Raw genomic sequence first — 20,980 nt, 5'->3', positions numbered from 1 at the left:
TGTGCTACATGTTGGCAGCCCACACGGGCGGCAATCCAATAAGAACAAGGAGTCTCCATGAAACGCGTCCTGACCGTACTTGCCTTGCTGATTGTCGCACTCGCCATCGGGGTTGGCGGGTATGTGTACAGCAAGCAGCCGTCGCGCCAGGGCCAAGTGGAGTTGCAGCACCTGCAAGGTTCGGTGAGTGTGCGCTACGACGAGCGCGGCGTTCCGCATATCCGCGCGGAAAACGAGACCGACCTCTACCGCACCCTCGGCTACGTGCAGGCCCAGGACCGTTTATTCCAGATGGAAGCCATGCGCCGCCTGGCCCGTGGTGAACTGGCCGAGATCCTCGGCCCGAAACTGATCGACACTGACAAACTGTTCCGCAGCTTGCGCATCCGCGAACGGGCCGACAGCTACGTCGCCGCGCTGGATCGGCAGTCACCGGCGTGGAAGGCCCTGGAAGCCTATCTGGACGGCATCAATCAATATCAGGACACGCACGCAGCGCCTGTCGAGTTCGACGTGCTGGGCATCCACAAGCGCCCGTTCACGGCGCAAGACAGCATCAGCGTCGCCGGTTACATGGCGTACAGCTTTGCCGCGGCGTTTCGCACCGAACCGTTGCTGACGTTCGTGCGCGATCAATTGGGCGCCGACTACCTGAACATCTTCGACCTCGACTGGCAGCCCAAGGGCGTCCTGGCCCAAGGGCATTCCAAGCCTGCGCCAATCCTGTCCACCAGCGACTGGAAAGACCTGAACGCCCTCGCCGGCCTGAGCGAACAGGCACTGGCCGACAATGGCCTGCCGCAATTCGAGGGCAGTAACGCCTGGGTGATTTCCGGCAACCGCACCAAAAGCGGCAAGCCGCTGCTGGCCGGCGATCCGCATATTCGTTTTTCCGTGCCGGCAGTCTGGTACGAGGCGCAACTCTCGGCGCCGGGGTTTGAGTTGTACGGCCATCATCAGGCGTTGGTGCCGTTTGCGTTCCTGGGCCACAACCTGGACTTCGGCTGGAGCCTGACCATGTTCCAGAACGACGACCTGGACCTGATCGCCGAGAAGACCAACCCGGACAATCCGAACCAGGTCTGGTATCGCGGCAAGTGGGTGGACATGGTCACCACCGAGCAACAGATCGTCGTGAAGGGGCAGGAAGCGGTCAAGCTGACGCTGCGTCAGTCGCCCCACGGCCCGATCATCAACGATGCGCTCGGCACGGCGGCCGGCAAGACGCCGGTGGCGATGTGGTGGGCCTTCCTTGAAACGCCGAACCCGATTCTCGACGGCTTCTATCAGCTCAACCGCGCCGACACGCTGGCCAAGGCGCGCGCTGCAGCCGCCAAGGTTCAGGCACCGGGGTTGAACATTGTCTACGCCAACGCCAAGGGCGACATCGGCTGGTGGGCTTCGGCGCTGCTGCCCAAGCGCGCGGCCGGGGTGAAACCCGGTTTCATCCTCGACGGCAGCACCAATCAGCCGGACAAGGACGGTTTCTACCCGTTCAGCGCCAACCCACAGGAAGAGAACCCGGCGCGCGGCTACATCGTCTCGGCCAACTTCCAGCCGCTGTCGCCGACCGGCATGGAGATTCCCGGTTACTACAACCTGGCCGATCGCGGTCAACAGCTCAACCGCCAGCTCAGCGACAAGAACGTGAAGTGGGACATCGACGCCAGCCAGAAGCTGCAACTGGGCACCACCACCGCCTACGGTCCGCGCCTGTTGGCGCCGTTGCTGCCGGTGCTGCGTGAAGTGGTGACTGATCCAGCCGAACTGAAACTGGTGGAGCAACTGGCGCAGTGGAAAGGCGATTACCCGCTGGATTCGACCAGCGCCACGCTGTTCAACCAATTCCTGTTCAACCTCGCTGACGCGACGATGCACGATGAACTGGGCAATGATTTTTTCGAGACCTTGCTCTCGACCCGGGTGATCGATGCCGCGCTCCCGCGCCTCGCTGCCACGCCTGATTCACCGTGGTGGGACAACCGCAATACCCTCGGCAAGGAAACCCGCGCCGACACGGTCAAGGTGGCCTGGCAAGCGAGCATCGCCCACCTCAAGACCACCCTCGGCGTGGATTCGGCGCAGTGGCAGTGGGGCAAGGCGCATACCCTGACCCATGGTCATCCACTGGGCGTGCAGAAGCCGCTGGATCGGGTCTTCAACGTCGGGCCGTTCGACGCACCCGGTACCCACGAAGTGCCGAACAATCTCTCGGCCAAAATCGGCCCGGCGCCCTGGCCGGTGACTTATGGCCCGTCGACGCGGCGTCTGGTGGACTTTGCCGACCCGGCTCACAGCCTGACGATCAACCCGGTCGGCCAGAGCGGCGTACCATTTGACAGTCATTACGACGACCAGGCCGAAGCGTATGTCGAAGGGGTGTATTACGAAGCGCATTTCAACGATGAAGAAGTCTCGGCTAATACGCGCAGTACGGTGAAGTTTTTGCCGGCGCGGGCAGTGCCTTAGATCTTCGGCGTCTGGACTGACGCCTTCGCGAGCAGGCTCGCACAGTTTGAAATGCATACCCATGTGGGGGCGAGCCTGCTCGCGAAGAGGCCCTCAAACCATCGCCGCAAAGTTCAGCCTGAACTGCTGTGGCGTTACCCCCAATCGGCGGTTGAACACGCTGCGCATGTGCTGGGCATCGCGAAAGCCACATTGGTAGGCCACGGTCTTGAGCGGCGAATGCGTGCTCTCCAGCAGCACCCGCGCCGCATCCACCCTCGCCCGCTCGACGAATTCCGCCGGGGTGATTTTGGCTTCCTTGGCGAACACCCGGGAGAAATTGCGGGTGCTCATGTTGGCCGCATTCGCCAGGTCCGCGATGGTCAGGTCGCCGGTGAGGTTAGCCAGGACGTAGAGCTGAACCAGCGCCACGGCAGAGGTCGGCTCGGCGTGGGGCGTGAGGAACGGGCTGAACTGCGATTGCCCGCCTGAGCGTTGGGTGAACACCACCAGACGCTTGGCCACGTTCAGTGCGACTTCCGGACCGTGGTCCATGGCCAGCAGATACAACGATAAATCGATCCCCGCCGTGACCCCGGCCGAGGTGTAGAGCTCGCCGTCCTGCACGTACAAGCGATCCGACTCGACCTGGGTCGACGGGCACAACTGAGCCAGTGCGGCAGCGTCGCCCCAGTGGGTGGTCACGGTTCGCCCCTCGAGCAATCCGGCCCGGGCGAGGATGAAGGCTCCATTGCAGATCGAACCAAAGCGTTGCGCCCGTGCGCAGGCACCTCGCAGCCAAGTATCGAATGACGCGCCGAATTCCATGAACGGCAACTGCGGTCCACCGGCCACCAGCAGCAAGTCATACGCCTCAAGCGCTTCGCTGAAATGCCGGTGCGCGTTGAGCGACAGACCGTTGGAACACGGCATCACCCCGCGCTCGACGCCGATCACCTCCAATCGATAGTGGTCTGCAGGTTCGAGGAAACGATTGGCTTCAGAAAACACATCCATGGGACCGGTGACGTCCAGGGACTGAACGCCGGCGAAGACCACGATGGCGATGGTTTTACTCATGGAAACAAACGCCCTCTCGAATTTGGCACGGACCTGTGGCGAGGGGGCTTGCCCCCTCGCCACAGCAAGCTCCCTCGCCACAAAAGCTCATTCATTGCGGTCAAACTTAGCCAATCCACGCGCAACAAGCGAGGTTGGCGCGATATGCAGGTTCATTGGCAAGGATCGCAGCCATGGATCGATTGTCCGGTTTCAGGGGTCGGCACAGACTTTACCCATCAGCGCCGCCACGGCGTTCCCCACGAGGAAAGCACCATGAGCAGCATCATTGCCGGTATCAAAATCCCCGACAGCGCACTCGCCAAGGCCACCACCGAATACATCCGCGACGTCGAATCCGACCTGCTGTATCACCACTCCCGCCGGGTGTTCCTGTTCGGTGCCTTGAGCGGCGAACGCAAGCAACTGGCCTACAACCCGGAGCTGTTGTACGTCGGCGCGATGTTCCATGACCTGGGTCTGGTGGAAGGACATCGCAGCGATGACGAACGTTTTGAAGTCGACAGCGCCAATGCCGCCAAGGCGTTCCTCAAGCCTTACGGGTTGAGTGACGACGATATCGAGCAGGTCTGGCTGTCGATTGCGTTGCACACAACACCGGGCGTGCCGCAACACTTGCGCCCGAATGTGGCGCTAGTGACCGCAGGCGTTGAAATGGATGTGCTGGGCATCGACTACGCGGCGTTTTCTACCGTGCAGCGCGAAGCTGTGGTGCATGCGCATCCACGCGGTGAAGGGTTCAAGGAGTGCATCCTGTGTGCGTTCGCCAACGGCTTCAAGCACAAGCCGGACACGACGTTCGGCACGGTGAATGCGGATGTGCTGGTCGATAGCGAGGTGGGGTTCAAGCCGATGAACTTCGTCGAGATCATCCGCAAATCCCCTTGGGTTGCCTAAAACAACTGTGGGAGCGAGCCTGCTCGCGAAGAGGCCCTGTCATTCAGCATAAGGGTTGAATGACAGAACGCTTTCGCGAGCAGGCTCGCTCCCACATTGGATCTGGGTTGGCCACACAATTGTGGCCAACCTTTAAGCCGCTTCCGGCGCCGGGGCGCGGCGCACGTCCGGTTGTTTCCAGGAGTCGGCAGCGCCTTCTTCGATGGCTTGCTGAATCGCGCGCTTGCGGCTTTCTTCGGCACGGCGGCTGAAGAACCAGACCAGGAAGGTCACGATCGACACCGCCAGCAGAATCAGGCTGGCCACGGCATTGATCTCGGGCTTCACGCCCAGGCGCACCGCCGAGAACACTTCCATGGGCAGGGTCGTCGAACCCGGGCCCGACACAAAGCTCGCCAGCACCAGGTCATCCAGCGATAGGGCAAACGACATCATGCCGCCCGCCGCCAGCGATGGCGCGATCATCGGGATGGTGATCAGGAAGAACACCTTCCACGGCCGTGCACCGAGGTCCATGGCCGCTTCTTCGATGGACAGGTCCAGCTCACGCAAGCGCGCCGACACCACCACCGCCACATACGCGGCACAGAACGTCGTGTGCGCAATCCAGATGGTGATGATCCCGCGTTCCTGTGGCCAACCGATCATCTGCGCCATCGCCACGAACAGCAGCAACAACGACAGACCGGTGATCACTTCGGGCATCACCAGCGGCGCGGTCACCAGGCCGCCGAACAGCGTACGACCCTTGAAGTGCGTGATACGGGTCAACACGAAGGCCGCCAGCGTACCCAGCGCCACCGCTGCAATCGCCGTGTAGCAGGCGATTTCCAGCGAGCGCACCACCGAGCCCATCAGTTGGGTGTTGTCGAGCAGGCCGACGTACCACTTGATCGACCAGCCGCCCCATACCGTCACCAGTTTCGAGGCGTTGAACGAGTAGATCACCAGGATCAGCATCGGTGCGTAGATGAACAACAGGCCGAACACCAGCATGAAAGTCGAGAAATTGAAGCGCTTCATTCTTTGCCCTCCATTTCTTTGGCCTGACTGCGGTTGAACAGGATGATCGGCACAATCAGGATCGCCAGCATCACCACCGCCAGGGCAGATGCCACCGGCCAGTCACGGTTGTTGAAGAACTCTTGCCACAGCACTTTACCGATCATCAGGGTTTCCGGACCGCCGAGCAGTTCCGGGATCACGAACTCACCCACCACCGGGATGAACACCAGCATGCAGCCGGCGACAATGCCGTTTTTCGACAGCGGAATCGTGATCTTCCAGAAGCTGTTGAACGTGCTCGAACCGAGGTCCGAGGCGGCTTCCAGCAGGCTGTTATCGTGCTTCACCAGGTTGGCGTAGAGCGGCAGGATCATGAACGGCAGGTACGAATAAACAACCCCGATGTACACCGCGAGGTTGGTATTCAGGATCTGCAGCGGTTCGTTGATCCAGCCCATGCTCATCAGGAAACCGTTGAGCAGGCCGTTGTTGCTGAGGATGCCCATCCACGCATACACGCGGATCAGGATCGCGGTCCAGGTCGGCATCATGATCAGCAGCACCAGCACCGTTTGCAGCTCTTTACGGGCACTGGCGATGGCGTAGGCCATCGGGTAACCGATCAGCAGGCAGAGCACAGTGCTGATCAGCGCCATCTTCAACGAGCCGAGGTAAGCGGCGATGTACAACTCGTCGTCGCCGAGCATCGCGTAGTTGCCGAGGTTGAGCAGCACCTGCAGCTTCTGGTCGACGAAATTGTAGATCTCGGTGTACGGCGGAATGGCCACATCGGCTTCGGCGAAGCTGATCTTCAAGACGATGAAGAACGGCAACATGAAGAACATGAACAGCCAGATGAACGGAACCCCGATGACCAGCTGACGGCCACCGGGAATTATTCGATTGAGGCGTCGTTTGAATTTGCGCATGTTCATGAGCGAAGTACCACGCCGCTGTCGTCTTCCCAGTACACGTAAACCTGGTCACCCCAGGTTGGGCGCTGGCCGCGACGCTCGGCGTTGGCGACGAACGACTGGACGATCTTGCCACTCGGCAGTTCGACGTAGAACACCGAGTGACCGCCGAGGTAGGCGATGTCGTGCACCTTGCCGCTGGACCAGTTGTATTCGCAGGTCGGCATGGTCGGCGTCACCAGCAGTTTTTCCGGACGGATCGCGTAGGTCACGGATTTGTCCTGCACCGAGGTGCTGATGCCGTGGCCCACATAGATCTGGCGGTCCAGGTCCTTGCAGGTGATGGTGGCGTGACCTTCGGCGTCGTCGATCACTTCACCGTCGAAGATGTTGACGTTGCCGATAAACTCGCAGACCAGGCGGCTGGTCGGGGTTTCGTAGATGTCGATCGGGCTGCCGATCTGGGCGATCCAGCCCAGGTGCATGATCGCGATGCGCTCGGCCATGGTCATGGCTTCTTCCTGGTCGTGGGTCACCATGACGCAGGTTACGCCGACGCGCTCGATGATCTCGACCAGCTCCAGCTGCATTTGCGAACGCAGCTTCTTGTCCAGAGCGCCCATTGGCTCGTCGAGCAGCAGCAGCTTCGGTCGCTTGGCCAGGGAACGCGCCAGGGCCACACGCTGACGCTGGCCACCGGACAACTGATGCGGCTTGCGCTTGGCGTACTGGCTCATCTGCACCAGCTTGAGCATGTCGGCCACGCGTGCATCGACTTCAGCGGCCGGCAGTTTGTCCTGCTTGAGGCCAAAGGCGATGTTCTGCGCCACGGTCATGTGCGGGAACAAGGCGTACGACTGGAACATCATGTTGATCGGTCGCTCGTACGGCGGCATCTCGGTGATGTCGACGCCGTCGAGGTAAATGCGCCCCTCCGTGGGCCGTTCGAAGCCTGCGAGCATGCGCAGCAAGGTGGATTTGCCCGATCCCGAACCGCCGAGCAGGGCGAAGATCTCGCCTTTCTTGATTTCCAGGGACACATCGTCCACGGCAATCGTCTCGTCGAACTTCTTCGTGACCCGGTCGATTTTGACCAGCACCTGTTTAGGTGACTGGTCGCCCTCGAGGGCTTTCTTATAGGCGCCGGAGGCAACTGCCATTTACGAAACTCCCAGAAAAAAAGAGTGCAGTTCGCTCAAGGTGAGCCAACCTTGGATAGTTTGAACCTTGTAGCTATTTACCCGTCTTGACCTTGGTCCAGCTGCGGGTCATCAAACGTTGAATGTTTGGTGGTAACTCGACCGACACGTAGGTCTTGTCGAGGACTGCTTGCGGTGGATAAACCGCTTCGTCGGTGCGAATTGACTGTTCCATCAGTTTGTCCGACCCGGGGTTAGGGTTGGCGTAGCCGACGTAATCACTGACCTGGGCAATCACCTCAGGTTTCAGCAAATAGTTGATGAAGGCGTGGGCTTCCTTGACGTTGGCCGAGTCCTTCGGAATCGCCAGCATGTCGAACCAGAGCGCGCCGCCTTCTTTGGGAATCGTGTAGGCGATCTTCACGCCTTTCTTGGCTTCATTCGCACGGTTGCGAGCCTGGAACATGTCGCCGGAGAACCCGATCGCGATGCAGATATCGCCATTGGCCAGGTCGGTGATGTATTTGGAGGAGTGGAAGTACGTCACGTAAGGCCGCACGGCCAGCAACTTGGCTTCGGCCTTTTTGTAATCTTCCGGGTTGGTGCTGTTGGCGTTCAGGCCCATGTAGTTGAGGACTGTGGGCATCATTTCGTCAGCCGAGTCGAGGAACGCCACGCCGCAGCTGTGCAGCTTCTTGATGTTTTCCGGCTCGAACAGCACGCCCCAGGAATCGATCTTGTCGACGCCCAGAACGGCCTTGATCTTGTCGACGTTATAACCGATGCCGTTGGTGCCCCACAGGTACGGCACGGCGTACTGGTTACCCGGATCGTTCTGCTCCAGGCGCTTGAGCAGCACCGGGTCGAGGTTGCCATAGTTGGTCAGTTTGGAGCGGTCGAGCTTCTGGAAAGCGCCCGCCTTGATCTGCTTGCCGAGGAAGTGGTTGGACGGCACGACCACGTCGTAACCGGTACGCCCGGCCAGCAACTTGCCTTCCAGGGTTTCGTTGGAATCGAAGACGTCGTAAACCGGCTTGATACCGGTCTCTTTCTGGAAGTCTGCCAGGGTGGTCGAACCGATGTAGTCCGACCAGTTATAAATATGCACAGTGCCGGCAGCCTGGACACTAACGGCAAGCGTCAGACCGGCGCCAACCAGCATGGCATTGCGAAACAGAGAAAAAATAGGCAAGTGGAGGTCCTCTAAAATTAGTTGGGCCCAAGTTGCCCCGTGTTACATGACAGCCATGGCTGCCCGGCAACGAAACCGGCGCGCAACTTACCCTCGAAAAACCGTTCCAGCAAAACTTTCTGTCATTTATTTACACCTGTTGCCGTCATCACGTGGATGACGACAACAGGGGTTGCCTCAAACCGGCTTATTTACCCGACTTGATCTTGGTCCAGCTGCGAGTCAGCAGACGCTGGGTTGCGGCCGGCAAGTCGGCAATCGCGTACAGCTTGGCCATCACGTCCGCTGGCGGGTAGATGCCCGGGTCGCTGGTGATGTCTTTATCAACCAACGGGGTGGCCGCCGCGTTACCGTTCGGGAAGCGCACGGCGTTGGTGATCGCAGCCATGACTTCCGGCTTCTGCAGGTAGGTCATGAACTTGTAGGCGCCTTCGACGTTTTCGGCATCTTTAGGGATGGCGACCATGTCGTAGAAGCTGCCGGCACCTTCTTTCGGAATGTTGTAGCTGACTTTCACCTTGTCACCGGCTTCAGCCGCGCGGGACTTGGCCTGGTAGATGTCACCCGAGTAACCCACGGCAACGCAGATGTTGCCGTTGGCCAGGTCGGAGATGTACTTGGAGGAGTGGAAGTAGGCGATCGAAGGACGGACTTTGAGCAACAGGGCTTCAGCCTTGTCGATGTCTTCTTTCTTCTGGCTGTCGGTCGGCAGGCCCAGGTAGTGCAATGCCGCCGGAATCATCTCGGTTGGCGAATCCAGCAGGCTGATACCGCAGGACTTCAACTTGGCAGCATTTTCAGGCTTGAAGATCAGGTCCCAGGAATTGGTCGGTGCGTCGGCGCCCAATGCAGCCTTGACCTTCTCGGCGTTGAAGCCGATACCGATCGAACCCCACATGTAAGGGAAGGCGTGTTCGTTGCCCGGGTCGCTCACCGATACCGCTTTGAGCAGTTCAGGGTTCAGGTTTTTCCAGTTAGGCAGCTTGGACTTGTCCAGCTTCTGGTAAACGCCAGCCTTGATTTGCTTGGCCAGGAAGTTGTTCGACGGTACGACGATGTCGTAACCGGACTTGCCTGCCAGCAACTTCGCTTCGAGGGTTTCGTTGCTGTCGAAAACGTCGTACACCACCTTGATCCCGGACTCTTTTTCAAAGTTCGCGATCGTGTCCGGAGCGATGTAGTCGGACCAGTTATAGACGTGCAACACCTTGTCGTCCGCCTGAACTGCACCCGCCATCGCGCCCAACAGGGACATGGCGAGAAGGGTCTTGCCAGCTATCTTCATACCTAATGCCTTCATCAGTAATGCTCCAATTTTTTCTTTTTAACCACGTGCTCAGCGGCCTGTTACTGGGCATCCGAACAACCGGTAGTCTGGCAAGTTCCGAGGCAGGCTTTCAAGGAAAGACCCATCCTTAATTTGCCCTGAGCGAAGTGCCAGCTTCGCACCCCGCCCAGAGCCTAGCACTTAGCCCTGCAACGCACTCAGGGTCAGGTCCAGACACTTGCGTGCCTTGGCCACCAACTCGTCGATTTCAGCCGGTGTAATCACCAGTGGCGGAGCAATGATCATGGTGTCGCCCACCGCACGCATGATCAGGCCGTTGTCGAAGCAGAACTGGCGGCAGATCATGCCGACGCCCTTGCCTTCGTAACGTTTACGGGTGGCTTTGTCCTGAACCAGTTCAATGGCCCCCAGCAGACCGACCCCACGCACTTCCCCCACCAGCGGGTGATCGTTCAGTTCCCGCAGACGCTTTTGCAAATAGGGTGCCGTTTCTGCATGAACGCGCTCGATAATTTTTTCTTCGCGCAGGATGCGGATGTTTTCCAGCGCCACCGCAGCCGCCACCGGGTGACCGGAGTAGGTGAAACCGTGGTTGAAATCGCCGCCTTCGTTCAGTACGGCAACCACTTCGTCACGCACGATCAGGCCACCCATGGGGATGTAGCCGGAGGTCAGGCCCTTGGCGATGGTCATCATGTCGGGCTTGAGGTCGTAGTAATCGGTACCGAACCACTCACCGGTGCGGCCGAAACCACAGATCACTTCGTCCGCCACGAACAGGATGTCGTACTTGGCGAGGATTTCCTTGATGCGCGGCCAGTAGGTCTCTGGCGGAATGATCACGCCGCCAGCGCCCTGGATCGGCTCGGCAATAAAGGCACCGATGTTGTCCACGCCGATTTCCAGAATCTTCTCTTCCAGCTGATTCGCCGCCCAGACGCCGAACTCTTCAGGCGTCATGTCACCGCCTTCGGTGAACCAGTACGGCTGTGCAATGTGGACGATGCCCGGGATCGGCAAGTCGCCTTGTTCGTGCATGTACGTCATGCCACCCAGGCTCGCGCCGGCCACGGTGGAACCGTGATAACCGTTCTTGCGGCTGATGATGACTTTCTTTTTCGGCTGGCCCTTGATCGCCCAGTAGTGACGAACCATACGCAGCATGGTGTCGTTGCCTTCGGAGCCGGAACCGGTGAAGAAAACGTGGTTCATGCCTTCTGGCGCGATGTTGGCGATGGCCTTGGCCAGTTCCAGAACCGGCGGGTGAGCGGTCTGGAAGAACAGGTTGTAGTAAGGCAGTTCGCGCATTTGCTTGCTGGCCGCATCAGCCAGTTCATCACGCCCGTAACCGATCGCGACGCACCACAGGCCGGCCATGCCGTCGAGGATCTTGTTGCCTTCGCTGTCCCACAGATAAACGCCCTTGGCGTTCGTGATGATCCGCGGGCCTTTTTCTTTCAGCTGCTTGAAATCGCTGAACGGGGCCAGGTGGTGATCGTTGCTCAGGGTTTGCCATTCACGGGTTTGCGGATTGTTGCTGGTCATACCAATCTCCAAAAAAAATCAGGTGAAAGCGCCGCCCGACAACGACGGCGCCCGGCGTATCAGACGGCGAAGAGCAGGAATTCCCGCTCCCACGAACTGATCACGCGCTTGAAGTTTTCATGCTCGGCCCGCTTGACCGCGACGTAGCCAGTGATGAAGTTTTTGCCCAGGTATTTCTCGATGGTCGTGCTGTTTTCCATGCGTTCCAGCGCGTCCTCGATGGTCAGTGGCAGGCGCAGGTTGCGGCGTTCATAGCCACGACCTACCACTGGAGCGCTCGGGTTGAGGCCCTCGACCATGCCGATGTAGCCGCAGAGCAGGCTCGCAGCAATCGCCAGGTACGGGTTGGCGTCAGCGCCCGGCAGGCGGTTTTCCACCCGACGGTTTTGCGGCCCGGCATCCGGAACCCGCAGGCCCACGGTGCGGTTTTCTTCGCCCCACTCCACGTTCACCGGCGCCGAGGTGTCCGGCAGGAAGCGGCGGAACGAGTTGACGTTCGGCGCGAACAGCGGCAACAACTCGGGGATCAGTTTCTGCAAGCCACCGATGTGGTGCAGGAACAGTTGGCTCATGGTCCCGTCTTCATTGGAGAAGATGTTCTTGCCGGTTTCGATGTCGATGATGCTCTGGTGCAAGTGCATCGCGCTGCCCGGCTCGCCGGTCATGGGCTTGGCCATGAACGTCGCCGCCACGTCATGCTTGAGCGCGGCTTCACGCATGGTGCGCTTGAACACCAGGATCTGGTCGGCCAGGGACAAGGCATTGCCGTGACGGAAGTTGATCTCCATCTGCGCCGTGCCGTCTTCGTGGATCAGCGTATCGAGGTCCAGCTGCTGCAATTCGCACCAGTCGTAGACGTCTTCGAACAGCGGGTCGAATTCGTTCGCCGCTTCGATCGAGAACGACTGACGACCGATTTCCGGACGCCCGGAACGGCCAATCGGCGGTTGCAGCGGGTAGTCGGGGTCGTCGCTGCGCTTGGTCAGGTAGAACTCCATTTCTGGCGCCACGATGGGCTGCCAGCCGCGGTCGGTATAGAGTTTGAGGACCTTCTTGAGCACGTTGCGCGGCGACAGCTCGATCGGGTTGCCTTGCTTGTCGTAGGTATCGTGGATTACCTGGGCAGTCGGCTCGATAGCCCACGGCACGAGGAATACGGCGTTCTGGTCGGGGCGGCAGATCATGTCGATGTCGGCCGGGTCGAGCAGTTCGTAATAGATGTCGTCTTCGACATAGTCGCCAGTCACGGTCTGCAACAGAACGCTTTCGGGCAGGCGCATGCCTTTTTCAGCAATGAACTTGTTGGTCGGCGAAATCTTGCCCCGGGTGATCCCGGTCAAGTCGGCGATCATGCATTCGACTTCTGTGATCTTGTGGTCTTTCAACCAATCGGTGAGCTGGTCGAGGTTGTTACTCATAAATGCCTCTAGGCTTTGAGTTTCCTGACGCTTGCTTGCGTCAGGCAATGTTTGACGCATCGGCGTCGCGTTGAAACGGGTGTCTACGTCAGGCTATCGTGTTTTTCCGCACGGTGCGGCAAACGCCGGGCGTGCAGAATCACGAGCGCTGCCCTGAGCGATAGCCGGGGCGCTATTGTGAATCGGTTCTATATTGAATGAAGTAACCGTAATGGGGGTGCCATCTCCGGCGTCCAGAATATCGGACGGAGACAGGCGATCCGTCAGGGCCGGCAGAATGACCAGCAGTTCCGGAGCCTCTGAGGCCACGGCGCGGACGAAGGTGTCGCCACTGATGTGATAAGCATGCAGACCAATCTGCCTAGAGCAGTTGGTGACGCCGATTAACGGCAGGCGAGACATGAAGCACCCCGGTATTATTGGTGTTATGGGTTTGAATCGAGCTTAGCCTTGTTCATTTTTTTACACAACACCCCCGTAAAAAATACAACACGCCCCGCTCAAGCCCGCGGCAGCCAAAGCGTTCAAAGGCATAAAAACGCCCCAAAGTGCCCCAAAAAAGCCTTACGGGCGCTTTTTTAGGGCAAAAAAGGCCTCGCTTGACTTCGGCAGGCCGTTCGGGTTGACTGGAATCCGAAGAGATCAATGATTGATATTTTTAACAACAAAGGTGTTGCATCATGTCGGTACCCCCGCGTGCCGTTCAGCTTAACGAAGCGAACGCGTTCCTTAAGGAACATCCTGAGGTTCTGTACGTTGACCTTCTGATTGCGGATATGAATGGTGTGGTGCGCGGCAAGCGCATTGAACGCACCAGCCTCCACAAGGTTTACGAGAAAGGCATCAACCTGCCGGCCTCTCTATTTGCTCTGGATATCAATGGCTCGACGGTGGAAAGCACCGGCCTGGGCCTGGACATCGGTGATGCTGACCGAATCTGCTATCCAATCCCTGACACCCTGTGCAACGAGCCTTGGCAGAAGCGCCCTACCGCGCAACTGTTGATGACCATGCACGAACTCGAAGGCCAGCCGTTCTTTGCCGACCCGCGGGAAGTGCTGGCCAATGTGGTGCGCAAGTTCGACGAGATGGGCCTGACCATCTGCGCCGCATTCGAACTGGAGTTCTACCTGATCGACCAGGAGAACGTGAACGGTCGTCCGCAACCGCCACGCTCGCCGGTGTCTGGCAAACGACCGCATTCGACACAGGTCTACCTGATCGACGACCTCGACGAATACGTCGACTGCCTCCAGGACATTCTGGAAGGTGCGAAAGAGCAAGGCATCCCGGCCGACGCAATCGTCAAGGAAAGTGCCCCGGCGCAGTTCGAAGTGAACCTGCACCACGTGGCCGACCCGATCAAGGCCTGCGACTACGCGGTCCTGCTCAAGCGCCTGATCAAAAACATCGCCTACGACCATGAAATGGACACCACGTTCATGGCCAAGCCTTACCCGGGCCAGGCGGGCAACGGTCTGCATGTCCACATCTCGATTCTTGATAAAGACGGCAAAAATATTTTTGCCAGCGAGGATCCCGAGCAGAACGCCGCACTGCGTCACGCGATCGGCGGTGTGCTCGAGACCCTACCGGCGCAGATGGCTTTCCTCTGCCCGAACGTCAACTCCTACCGTCGTTTCGGCGCACAGTTCTACGTGCCGAACTCGCCGTGCTGGGGCCTGGACAACCGTACCGTAGCGATCCGCGTTCCAACCGGTGCCGCCGATGCCGTGCGCATCGAACACCGTGTGGCCGGTGCCGACGCCAACCCGTATCTGTTGATGGCTTCGGTCCTGGCAGGCGTGCATCACGGCCTGACCAACAAGATCGAGCCGGGCGCGCCCGTGGAAGGCAACTCCTACGAGCAAAACGAGCAAAGCCTGCCGAACAACCTGCGCGATGCATTGCGTGAGCTGGACGACAGCGAAGTCATGGCCAAGTACATCGATCCTAAATACATCGATATCTTCGTGGCCTGTAAGGAAAGCGAGCTGGAGGAGTTTGAACACTCCATCTCCGACCTTGAGTACAACTGGTACCTGCATACCGTGTAAGTGGTTGCAGTAAAAAAGAACGCCGTTGGCTGATAAGGCCGACGGCGTTTTTTTATGGCCGCCTGCGGCGGTTCGCGAGCAGGCTCGCTCCCACAGGGACCGTCTGCGTATGCAGAATGTATGTTCTCTGGAGATCAACTGTGGGAGCCTGCTCGCGAAGGCGGCCGAGAAGACAACACACAACTCGACTCGTACAATGCCCGCTGCCCCCGCAGGAGACTTCAATGACCCGACTCGCCACCCCACGCAAACCCCGCGCCCGCAGCCAGGCACGGATCGATTCGATACTCGATGCCGCCCGCACGCTGCTGGCCGCCGAGGGCGTGGCGAGTCTGTCGATCTACAGCGTCGCCGAGCGCGCGGAGATCCCGCCCTCCTCCGTCTACCACTTCTTCGCCAGCGTCCCGGCGCTGCTTGAAGCACTGACGGCCGACGTTCATGCAGCGTTCCGCGCCTGCCTGCAAGCGCCCATCAATCATGGCGCCCTCAGCGGCTGGCGTGACCTGTCACGGCTGGTGGAACAACGCATGCTCGCGATCTACAGCGAAGACGCCGCCGCCCGCCAATTGATCCTCGCCCAGCATGGCCTGACCGAAGTCACCCAGGCCGACCGCCAGCACGACATCGAACTGGGCGACCTGATGCACAAACTCTTCGATCACCATTTCGAATTGCCGAAGCTGCCGACGGACGTCGATGTGTTTGCACTGGCCATGGAACTGGGTGACCGCGTTTATGCGCGCTCGGTGCAGCAGCATGGGCAGATCACGCCGCGCATGGCAGAGGAAGGGATGCGGGTGTTTGATGCTTATCTGGGGTTGTACTTGCCGCCGTATCTGCCCAAGCGCACCATTTCAGCCTAATTCCAGCAGTGGCCTCATTGGCCTCTTCGCGAGCAGGCTCGCTCCCACAGGGGTCTGTGAATGCCACAGATTCAATGTAGGAGCGAGCCTGCTCGCGAAGGCCGCGCCGCCGATACCACTGACAGAGTTACAACTTGGCAATCGACACTTCAGTGGATTTCACAAACGCGATCACTTCGCTGCCGACCACCAGCTCCAGCTCTTTCACCGAGCGAGTGGTGATCACCGACGTGACGATGCCGGACGCGGTTTGCACGTCGATTTCCGAAAGTACGTCACCCAGTACGATTTCCTTGATCGAGCCTTTGAACTGGTTACGAACGTTGATGGCTTTGATAGTCATGATGTTGATTCCTGTCGTTGGATAAGGCTTGAGTTAATGAGCCCAACGCAATTGCGTAGGCAAGGGTGAAACGGGTTCCGGTTCCGGCGGTTCGCCGGGCAGTGCGAGGACGCGATTGAGCACTTCGGTTTCCAGCGCCGCCAGCCGATGCGAGCCACGCACCCGAGGGCGTGGCAGTTCCACCATCAGGTCGAGGCCGACTTCGCCCTCTTCGATCAGGATCACCCGATCGGCAATCGCCACCGCTTCGCTGACGTCGTGGGTCACCAGCAACACGGTGAAACCATGCTTGCGCCAGAGCCGCTCGATCAGTTGCTGCATTTCAATTCGGGTCAGGGCATCCAGCGCGCCCAGCGGTTCGTCGAGCAACAGCAAGCGCGGTTGATGGATCAACGCACGGGCCAGCGCCACACGTTGTTTCTGTCCACCGGACAAGGCCGCCGGCCATTCATTGGCGCGATCCGCCAGGCCGACCGACTCCAGCGCTTCAAGGGCTTGCGCACGCCAGTCGCCTTTAAGGCCTAGGCCGACGTTGTCGATGACCTTTTTCCAGGGCAGCAAACGCGCTTCCTGGAACATCAATCGGGTGTCTTCCCGCGCATCACTCAACGGCGCGGCGCCGGCGAGCAAGTCACCGCCCGTAGGCTGGTCGAGCCCCGCCAGCAAACGCAGCAAAGTACTTTTGCCGCAGCCGCTGCGACCAACCACTGCAACGAATTGGCCCGCCGGAATGTGCAGATCGATCTCGCGTAATACCTGCCGCGAGCCAAAGGTTTTTTGCAGCTTGCGCACCACCAGCGGAATCCCGCGCAGCAGGCGTGGAGGTTGTTGAGCGGTCATGCTGCACCTCCTTTGACAACCTGATAGGCCGGGTGCCACCGCAACCACACGCGTTCAAGCCCACGGGCCGCGAGGTCAGCCAGTTTGCCGAGCACCGCGTACAAAAGAATCGCCAGCACCACCACGTCGGTCTGCAAAAACTCCCGGGCATTCATCGCCAGATAACCGATGCCGGAGCTGGCGGAAATGGTTTCCGCGACGATCAGCGTCAGCCACATGAAGCCCAACGCAAACCTCACGCCGACCAGAATCGAAGGCAGTGCACCCGGCAGAATCACCTGGCGAAACAGGCTGAAACCGGACAAGCCATAACTGCGCGCCATCTCCACCAGTGCCGGGTCGACGTTGCGGATGCCGTGATAAGTGTTGAGGTAGATCGGGAACAACGTGCCCAGCGCCACCAGAAAAATCTTCGCCGACTCGTCGATGCCAAACCACAGAATCACCAGCGGAATCAGCGCCAGGTGCGGCACGTTGCGGATCATCTGCACCGAACTGTCGAGCAGGCGTTCGCCCCATTTCGACAGGCCGGTGATAAAGCCCAGCACCAGGCCGATGCTGCCGCCGATGGTGAAGCCCAGCGCGGCGCGCCAGCCGCTGATCGCCAGGTGCGTCCAGATTTCACCGCTGCGCACCAGGCTGACGCCGGCTTCGATCACTGCGATCGGTGCAGGCAGGATCCGCGTCGACAACCAGCCCGCCGACACCGACAACTGCCACACCGCCAGCAGCAACACCGGCAACGCCCACGGTGCGAGGTTGTGGATGATTTTCTTCATGGCACGCCTCAGCTCTGGGACGCGGCTTTGGGAAGGATGTCGTTGGCGACCATCTCGCCGAACGGGCTGACGTAGTTGGCGCCCTTCGGCAACTCCGGACGTTGAATGTCCAGATGCGGGAAGAGCAATTCGGCCACGCGGTAAGACTCTTCAAGGTGTGGATAACCGGAGAAGATAAAGGTGTCGATGCCCAGGTCCGCGTACTCCTTCACGCGGGCGGCCACGGTCGGGCCGTCGCCGACCAATGCCGTACCAGCGCCGCCACGCACCAGACCGACACCGGCCCACAGGTTCGGGCTGACTTCGAGGTTGTCGCGGCTGCCACCATGCAGTGCGGCCATGCGCTGCTGGCCGACGGAATCGAAACGCGCCAGAGAAGCCTGGGCGCGGGAAATGGTTTCGTCGTCCAGATGCGAGATCAATTTATCGGCAGCTTGCCAGGCTTCGGCGTTGGTTTCGCGAACGATCACATGCAGACGAATACCGAAGCGCACCGTGCGACCAAGCTTCGCCGCTTTGGCGCGCACTTGCTCGATCTTTTCGGCCACGGCGGCTGGCGGTTCTCCCCAGGTCAGGACCATTTCCACTTGCTCTGCCGCGAGGTCTTGCGCCGCTTCCGACGAGCCACCGAAGTACAGCGGCGGACGCGGTTGCTGGATCGGCGGATAGAGCAATTTCGCCCCTTTCACGCTGATGTGCTGACCGTCGTAATCGACGGTTTCGCCTTCAAGTACACGACGCCAGATACGTGTGAACTCCACCGAGGCTTGATAGCGTTCTTCGTGACTGAGGAACAAACCGTCGCCGGCCAATTCGTCCGGATCACCGCCCGTCACCAGATTGAACAACGCACGACCGCCGGACAGACGATCCAGGGTCGCCGCCTGCCGCGCGGCCACCGTCGGGGAAATGATCCCGGGGCGCAGGGCGACAAGGAATTTCAAACGCTGGGTCACCGGGATCAGCGACGCGGCCACCAGCCACGAGTCTTCACAGGAGCGCCCGGTTGGAATCAGCACGCCGCCGAAGCCCAGTCGATCCGCCGCTTGCGCGACTTGTTGCAAGTAACCGTGGTCTACGGCGCGAGCGCCTTCGGCGGTGCCAAGGTAATGGCCGTCGCCGTGGGTAGGCAGGAACCAGAAGATATTGAGGCTCATGGAGTGGTCTCCTTAAAAGAATCGAATTACTGCGCTTTGGCAACAGCTGCCGGTGGCGTCCAGATCACGTCTTTGATGCTCAACGGCTTCGGAATCAGCTTGAGCTGGTAGAAGCTGTCGGCGATTTTCTGTTGCGCCGCGACCACTTCAGGCGTGAGGAACAGCGCGCCATAGCCCTGGCGTTTCACCGAGGTCAGGGTGATGTCTGCCGGCAGACCGAGCAGTGGCGAAACCTGTTGGGTCACGTCTTCGGGATTGGCCTTGGACCACTCACCGACCGCGCGCACTTCTTCGACGAGGGTCTTGATCACCTCAGGATTTTTCTGCGCGTAGGGTTTGGTCGCGAGGTAGAACTGATGGTTGTCGACGATGCCCTGGCCATCGCGCAGGGTGTGCGCTTGCAGTTGTTTTTCGGCGGCGGCCTGGTACGGGTCCCAGATGACCCAGGCGTCGACGCTGCCACGCTCAAAGGCTGCGCGGGCATCGGCTGGTGGCAGGAACACGGTCTGGATGTCGGTGTACTTGAGGCCGGCGTCTTCCAGCGCACGCACCAACAGGTAGTGGACGTTGGAGCCTTTGTTGAGCACGACTTTCTTGCCCTTGAGGTCCTTCACCGATTTAATCGGCGAGTCCTTCGGCACCAGGATCGCTTCGCTGTGCGGTGCCGGTGGTTCGTAGGCGACGTAGAGCAGATCGGCGCCGGCAGCCTGGGCGAATACAGGCGGGGTTTCACCGGTCACACCGAAATCGATGGAGCCGACGTTCAGGCCTTCGAGCAGTTGCGGGCCACCAGGGAATTCAGTCCATTGCACGTCCACGCCTTGGGCGGCGAGGCGTTTTTCCAGGGTGCCTTTAGCTTTGAGCAGCACCAGCGTGCCGTACTTTTGATAACCGATTCGCAACGTCTCGGCTTGAGCTTGAGTAATGGCGCCGAAGGACACAGCCGCAACAAACAGAGCGACCAGACCACGACGCAAAATGACAGTGCGCATAGCGCTCTCCTTTTTGCAGTGAGGTTTTGGCTGCACCTGCTTGGCCGTTGGCGGCTGAGTAAGGTGAGTGGATCAATTTCGGGTGAGGCTCAAATGCTCCAGCGAGCACTCAACAAACGTTCATTTAACAGGTTTGGATCGAGCGGCTTGGGCCGCCGCGCCATGGCGCTGAAAAACAGTTCCAGCGACTCGCTCAATCGTTGCTCCAGCTCCGGCGCCAATTGCGCCTGGGCGCTGCCTTCGCCGTAAGCGATCTGGCTGTCTACAGCAAAAATTCCGTGAAGCATTTCCTGGGCTTTTAGCGCCGACAGCACGGGCTTGAGCGCGTAATCCACCGCCAGCATGTGGGCGATGCTGCCGCCGGTGGCCATCGGCAATACGACCTTGTGGGCCAGGGCGCGCTCGGGCAGCAGGTCCAGCACGGTTTTCAGTGCGCCCGAGAACGACGCTTTGTAAACCGGCGTGGCGATCAGCAAGCCGTCGGCGTTTTCAATCTGTTGCAGCAGGTCGATGACCTTGGGGCTGTCAAAGCGTGCATGCAGCAAGTCTTCCGCCGGGAAATCCCGAATCTGGTAACTCACCACTTCCACCCCTTGCTCCTGCAACCAGCGCTGGGAGCGTTCCAGCAGCACCCCGGATCGGGAGCGTTGGCTGGGACTGCCACCGAGTGAGACAACCAGCATTCAGAGGATTCCTTGAACGGTGTTGGCGATTCGCGGTTTGCGATCTCGCTGTGATGGGAGTGACCTTAACAGGTGTTTTTTATATCCATAAATCATATTTATTCATTTGGTTATGCGTTATGGAGATATGCAAATCAGCGATTTCCAGGCACAAAAAAAGGCCGTCGAAACGGCCTGAAATCCCCTGCTGTATGAATCTGCATTCGGTAGCGCTTATCACACCGTCTTCGCGAGCAGGCTCGCTCCCACAGGTAAATCGCGATCCAATGTGGGAGATTCTATGGTTGAGGGGAAGCCCTCAACTGGTTTTCGATTGGTATTCGCTCTGCCCGTTCAGCAG

General features: G+C 59.6%; 18 protein-coding genes and 1 pseudogene. 4 read left to right on the top strand and 15 right to left on the bottom strand.

The features are described from left to right. Positions 1 to 57: 57 nt before the first annotated feature. The gene (locus tag ACWKV5_RS24340; protein WP_483843333.1) at positions 58 to 2,469 is read left to right on the top strand and encodes a penicillin acylase family protein; all 2,412 of its coding nucleotides are present in this window, start codon (positions 58 to 60) and stop codon (positions 2,467 to 2,469) included. Between the two features lie 93 nt (positions 2,470 to 2,562). Here the strand turns inward: ACWKV5_RS24340 and ACWKV5_RS24335 are convergent, their stop codons facing one another. Continuing rightward, positions 2,563 to 3,528, bottom strand: a complete 966-nt coding sequence (locus ACWKV5_RS24335; protein ID WP_483843332.1) for a GlxA family transcriptional regulator — start codon at positions 3,526 to 3,528, stop codon at positions 2,563 to 2,565. A 255-nt stretch (positions 3,529 to 3,783) separates the two neighbouring features. Between ACWKV5_RS24335 and ACWKV5_RS24330 the strand changes: the two genes are divergently transcribed. Further along, the gene (locus tag ACWKV5_RS24330) at positions 3,784 to 4,425 is read left to right on the top strand and encodes an HD domain-containing protein (protein ID WP_483843331.1); all 642 of its coding nucleotides are present in this window, start codon (positions 3,784 to 3,786) and stop codon (positions 4,423 to 4,425) included. 132 nt (positions 4,426 to 4,557) lie between these two features. Here the strand turns inward: ACWKV5_RS24330 and ACWKV5_RS24325 are convergent, their stop codons facing one another. The 8 genes and pseudogenes from ACWKV5_RS24325 to ACWKV5_RS24290 form a co-directional block, all read right to left on the bottom strand. Then, positions 4,558 to 5,448: an ABC transporter permease subunit gene (locus tag ACWKV5_RS24325; protein ID WP_483843330.1), complete on the bottom strand. Its 891-nt coding sequence runs from the start codon at positions 5,446 to 5,448 to the stop codon at positions 4,558 to 4,560. Beyond that, positions 5,445 to 6,326 carry an ABC transporter permease subunit gene (locus ACWKV5_RS24320; protein WP_483843425.1) on the bottom strand — a complete coding sequence of 294 codons (882 nt, stop codon included), beginning with the start codon at positions 6,324 to 6,326 and terminating at the stop codon, positions 5,445 to 5,447. Before ACWKV5_RS24320 ends, ACWKV5_RS24325 begins: the two co-directional genes overlap by 4 nt. 35 nt (positions 6,327 to 6,361) lie before the next feature. Beyond that, on the bottom strand, positions 6,362 to 7,504 hold the full coding sequence (locus tag ACWKV5_RS24315) for an ABC transporter ATP-binding protein (protein WP_027926489.1): 1,143 nt from the start codon (positions 7,502 to 7,504) through the stop codon (positions 6,362 to 6,364). Positions 7,505 to 7,577: 73 nt separating this feature from the next. Further along, positions 7,578 to 8,675, bottom strand: coding sequence for a polyamine ABC transporter substrate-binding protein (locus ACWKV5_RS24310; RefSeq protein WP_483843329.1), 1,098 nt, complete (start codon positions 8,673 to 8,675; stop codon positions 7,578 to 7,580). Between the two features lie 187 nt (positions 8,676 to 8,862). Further along, a complete protein-coding gene (locus ACWKV5_RS24305; RefSeq protein ID WP_123434798.1) occupies positions 8,863 to 9,960 on the bottom strand; it encodes a polyamine ABC transporter substrate-binding protein in 1,098 nt (365 codons plus the stop codon). 183 nt (positions 9,961 to 10,143) lie between these two features. Next, entirely contained in the window at positions 10,144 to 11,508 is a 1,365-nt protein-coding gene (locus ACWKV5_RS24300) for an aspartate aminotransferase family protein (protein WP_483843328.1), read from the bottom strand. A gap of 59 nt (positions 11,509 to 11,567) precedes the next feature. Further along, entirely contained in the window at positions 11,568 to 12,926 is a 1,359-nt protein-coding gene (locus ACWKV5_RS24295; RefSeq protein WP_483843327.1) for a glutamine synthetase family protein, read from the bottom strand. 111 nt (positions 12,927 to 13,037) lie between these two features. Beyond that, a pseudogene (locus ACWKV5_RS24290) lies at positions 13,038 to 13,328 on the bottom strand (gamma-glutamyl-gamma-aminobutyrate hydrolase family protein); the annotation flags it as partial. A 278-nt stretch (positions 13,329 to 13,606) separates the two neighbouring features. Between ACWKV5_RS24290 and ACWKV5_RS24285 the strand changes: the two are divergent. Both ACWKV5_RS24285 and ACWKV5_RS24280 read left to right on the top strand, forming a co-directional pair. Then, positions 13,607 to 14,983, top strand: coding sequence for a glutamine synthetase family protein (locus tag ACWKV5_RS24285; protein ID WP_090178366.1), 1,377 nt, complete (start codon positions 13,607 to 13,609; stop codon positions 14,981 to 14,983). Between the two features lie 224 nt (positions 14,984 to 15,207). Next, the gene (locus tag ACWKV5_RS24280) at positions 15,208 to 15,846 is read left to right on the top strand and encodes a TetR/AcrR family transcriptional regulator (RefSeq protein ID WP_483843326.1); all 639 of its coding nucleotides are present in this window, start codon (positions 15,208 to 15,210) and stop codon (positions 15,844 to 15,846) included. A 127-nt stretch (positions 15,847 to 15,973) separates the two neighbouring features. Here the strand turns inward: ACWKV5_RS24280 and ACWKV5_RS24275 are convergent, their stop codons facing one another. From ACWKV5_RS24275 to ssuE, 6 genes are all read right to left on the bottom strand, one after another. Beyond that, positions 15,974 to 16,189, bottom strand: coding sequence for a TOBE domain-containing protein (locus ACWKV5_RS24275; RefSeq protein ID WP_003229256.1), 216 nt, complete (start codon positions 16,187 to 16,189; stop codon positions 15,974 to 15,976). A gap of 33 nt (positions 16,190 to 16,222) precedes the next feature. After that, positions 16,223 to 17,029, bottom strand: coding sequence for an aliphatic sulfonates ABC transporter ATP-binding protein (ssuB, locus tag ACWKV5_RS24270; RefSeq protein ID WP_483843325.1), 807 nt, complete (start codon positions 17,027 to 17,029; stop codon positions 16,223 to 16,225). Beyond that, on the bottom strand, positions 17,026 to 17,808 hold the full coding sequence (ssuC, locus tag ACWKV5_RS24265) for an aliphatic sulfonate ABC transporter permease SsuC (RefSeq protein WP_140664429.1): 783 nt from the start codon (positions 17,806 to 17,808) through the stop codon (positions 17,026 to 17,028). Before ssuC ends, ssuB begins: the two co-directional genes overlap by 4 nt. A gap of 8 nt (positions 17,809 to 17,816) precedes the next feature. Next, positions 17,817 to 18,965, bottom strand: coding sequence for an FMNH2-dependent alkanesulfonate monooxygenase (ssuD, locus tag ACWKV5_RS24260; RefSeq protein ID WP_483843324.1), 1,149 nt, complete (start codon positions 18,963 to 18,965; stop codon positions 17,817 to 17,819). Between the two features lie 26 nt (positions 18,966 to 18,991). After that, entirely contained in the window at positions 18,992 to 19,957 is a 966-nt protein-coding gene (locus tag ACWKV5_RS24255) for a sulfonate ABC transporter substrate-binding protein (protein ID WP_483843323.1), read from the bottom strand. Between the two features lie 89 nt (positions 19,958 to 20,046). Further along, entirely contained in the window at positions 20,047 to 20,640 is a 594-nt protein-coding gene (gene ssuE, locus ACWKV5_RS24250; protein ID WP_483843322.1) for an NADPH-dependent FMN reductase, read from the bottom strand. Positions 20,641 to 20,980 lie beyond the last annotated feature (340 nt).

Source organism: Pseudomonas oplopanacis (genome assembly GCF_057128725.1).
This window is presented reverse-complemented; position numbering and strand designations above follow the sequence as displayed.

Bases quoted from the DNA above. Each gene is read 5' to 3' on its own strand.
- ACWKV5_RS24340 (WP_483843333.1), top strand. From the start codon at position 58: ATGAAACGCGTCCTGACCGTACTTGCCTTGCTGATTGTCGCACTCGCC.
- ACWKV5_RS24335 (WP_483843332.1), bottom strand. From the start codon at position 3,528: ATGAGTAAAACCATCGCCATCGTGGTCTTCGCCGGCGTTCAGTCCCTG.
- ACWKV5_RS24330 (WP_483843331.1), top strand. From the start codon at position 3,784: ATGAGCAGCATCATTGCCGGTATCAAAATCCCCGACAGCGCACTCGCC.
- ACWKV5_RS24325 (WP_483843330.1), bottom strand. From the start codon at position 5,448: ATGAAGCGCTTCAATTTCTCGACTTTCATGCTGGTGTTCGGCCTGTTG.
- ACWKV5_RS24315 (WP_027926489.1), bottom strand. From the start codon at position 7,504: ATGGCAGTTGCCTCCGGCGCCTATAAGAAAGCCCTCGAGGGCGACCAG.
- ACWKV5_RS24305 (WP_123434798.1), bottom strand. From the start codon at position 9,960: ATGAAGATAGCTGGCAAGACCCTTCTCGCCATGTCCCTGTTGGGCGCG.
- ACWKV5_RS24300 (WP_483843328.1), bottom strand. From the start codon at position 11,508: ATGACCAGCAACAATCCGCAAACCCGTGAATGGCAAACCCTGAGCAAC.
- ACWKV5_RS24295 (WP_483843327.1), bottom strand. From the start codon at position 12,926: ATGAGTAACAACCTCGACCAGCTCACCGATTGGTTGAAAGACCACAAG.
- ACWKV5_RS24285 (WP_090178366.1), top strand. From the start codon at position 13,607: ATGTCGGTACCCCCGCGTGCCGTTCAGCTTAACGAAGCGAACGCGTTC.
- ACWKV5_RS24280 (WP_483843326.1), top strand. From the start codon at position 15,208: ATGACCCGACTCGCCACCCCACGCAAACCCCGCGCCCGCAGCCAGGCA.
- ACWKV5_RS24275 (WP_003229256.1), bottom strand. From the start codon at position 16,189: ATGACTATCAAAGCCATCAACGTTCGTAACCAGTTCAAAGGCTCGATC.
- ssuB (WP_483843325.1), bottom strand. From the start codon at position 17,029: ATGACCGCTCAACAACCTCCACGCCTGCTGCGCGGGATTCCGCTGGTG.
- ssuC (WP_140664429.1), bottom strand. From the start codon at position 17,808: ATGAAGAAAATCATCCACAACCTCGCACCGTGGGCGTTGCCGGTGTTG.
- ssuD (WP_483843324.1), bottom strand. From the start codon at position 18,965: ATGAGCCTCAATATCTTCTGGTTCCTGCCTACCCACGGCGACGGCCAT.
- ACWKV5_RS24255 (WP_483843323.1), bottom strand. From the start codon at position 19,957: ATGCGCACTGTCATTTTGCGTCGTGGTCTGGTCGCTCTGTTTGTTGCG.
- ssuE (WP_483843322.1), bottom strand. From the start codon at position 20,640: ATGCTGGTTGTCTCACTCGGTGGCAGTCCCAGCCAACGCTCCCGATCC.